The sequence below is a fragment of the Acetobacter pasteurianus subsp. pasteurianus LMG 1262 = NBRC 106471 genome, assembly GCF_000285275.1.
In the GTDB taxonomy this organism is placed as follows: Bacteria; Pseudomonadota; Alphaproteobacteria; order Acetobacterales; family Acetobacteraceae; genus Acetobacter; species Acetobacter pasteurianus.
Genome location: NZ_CADO01000132.1, coordinates 1 through 1,318, shown reverse-complemented (window position 1 = coordinate 1,318; position 1,318 = coordinate 1). Strand labels below are relative to the sequence as shown.

The following is a 1,318-nucleotide window of genomic DNA, read 5'->3' as shown; positions in this document are numbered from 1 at the left end:
TCGGCCCGGTCCTTGATCGGCGTTTCATCCCAGAAGGTCTGACCATCCGCCGTGACTGCCAGAACCACATTGCTCAGCTTGGTCTGGGTGGGCTGGTTCATGTCCTTGGGCAGCTGCACCTTCACGGTATGTGTCGCCACCGGAATGGTGATCAGAAAGATGATCAGCAGCACCAGCATCACATCCACAAGCGGTGTGGTGTTGATGGCGGAGACGACGTCGTCTTCCCCGCCGCTATCGCCAACCTGCATGCCCATAAGCGTTCTCCTTGCCTTGACCTGACCCGTTGATTACCCGATGCGGTTGGACACCGTGGCCGTGGTGGGGGAGTTGTCCGGGCGCACCACAATCTGGTCTACCGCAGCGCCATGACGCACACCCCCGATGAGGATGGACTGCAGGTCAGAAGCAAAGTCGCGCACCAGATCCATGGCGGTCTTGTTGCGGCGCACCAGCAGGTTGTAGCCCAGAACGGCCGGCACAGCCGTGGCCAGACCAATGGCCGTCATGATCAGGGATTCACCCACCGGACCTGCCACCTTGTCGATGGAGGCCTGACCGGCAATGCCGATGGCTGTCAGCGCATGGTAGATCCCCCACACCGTGCCGAACAGACCGATGAACGGAGAGGTGGAGCCCACGGTGCCCAGAAACGCCAGACCCTTTTGCAGGCTGTTCTGGATGTTGTTCACCGCGCGCTGGATGGACATGCCCGTCCAGCTATGCAGGTCAATGCTTTCCTGCATCGTGCCTTCATGGTGCTCGGCAGCCACAATGCCGGTATCGGCGATGTAGCGGAACGGAGATGTGGAGGTCAGAGCGGAAGCTCCTTCCTGAATGCTGTGCTTGGTCCAGAAGCTTTTGGTGGCTTCCTTGGCGGCCGCAAACAGGCGGGCCTGCTCGATGAACTTGGTGATCATGATATACCATGTGCCCAGAGACATGGTGAGCATGATCAGCAGCACGCCGCGGGCAATGATATCCCCATTGGACCACAGGGCCCCCAGACCGTAGGGGTTGGCTTCTTCCTTGGTGTCTGCTGCAGGTGGGGCCTGTTCGGCCGGAGCGCTGGCAGCGGGTGCTGGAGCCGCAGGGGCTGCATCCGGCGTGGCAGCAGGTGCCGGTGCGGAAGATGGCGCCGCATCAGGAGCCGGTGCCGTGGCCGCAGGCGCTGCGGGGGCCGCATCCTGCGCAAGGGCTGCCACTGGGGCTGCAGTGCTCATCAGCAGCGCCAGAGCCGGAGCCGCAAGACCTGACACAAAAGAACGGGGCAGTCTGGTCATCTTCCTCATAATCCTCATCATCAGGGCCCGATCCG

General features: G+C 61.9%; 2 protein-coding genes. Both read right to left on the bottom strand.

Translation table 11 applies throughout. From position 1 onward, the window contains the following. Window positions 1–257, bottom strand: a 257-nt coding sequence (locus APA10_RS11920) for an ExbD/TolR family protein (protein WP_035367791.1), incomplete at its 3' end; no start/stop codon positions are given. Window positions 258–290: 33 nt separating this feature from the next. Beyond that, window positions 291–1,283, bottom strand: a complete 993-nt coding sequence (locus tag APA10_RS11915; RefSeq protein ID WP_003631369.1) for a MotA/TolQ/ExbB proton channel family protein — start codon at window positions 1,281–1,283, stop codon at window positions 291–293. Window positions 1,284–1,318: the final 35 nt, after the last annotated feature.